This is a genomic window from Pelomicrobium sp. G1, from assembly GCF_051905455.1.
GTDB lineage: Bacteria > Pseudomonadota > Gammaproteobacteria > Burkholderiales > UBA6910 > Pelomicrobium.
Genome location: NZ_JBQACR010000161.1, coordinates 1 through 374, shown reverse-complemented (window position 1 = coordinate 374; position 374 = coordinate 1). Strand labels below are relative to the sequence as shown.

Below are 374 nucleotides of genomic sequence, written 5' to 3'. Positions count from 1 at the left end.
CACCAGAGGCTGGACCAGGGGGTGCGTGGCTCGCGCCGCGAGGGCGTCGATGCCGGGAACGGTAAAGAGCGGGCGATAGCAGGCGATGAGGGCGAGCCGGGTGCCGGCCGTGAGGGCGTCCTCTGCCGGCGGCGCCGATGCCGTGGCGAGGAGCGCTTCCACCTGGGCACGCTCTTCGTCGCGCTCCCCGTAGAGGTACTCGTTGAGAAAGCATTGGGCCGCCAGGGCCGCCAGGAGCCGCAGCGCCTGTTCGGACGCCCGCCGGCGCGCCGGATCGCTCCAGCGGGCGAGGGCTTGTGCCCGCAGCCCGGCGCAGAGGGCTTCCATCTCGGGATCGGGCAGCGGCGTGCGGGCGAGGAGGTGCAGGAAGAGGG

Annotated in this window: 1 pseudogene; it reads right to left on the bottom strand. The window is 73.5% G+C overall.

Going from position 1 to position 374, the window contains the following annotated elements:
• A pseudogene (locus ACTFO6_RS17975) lies at positions 1 to 374 on the bottom strand (hypothetical protein); the annotation flags it as partial.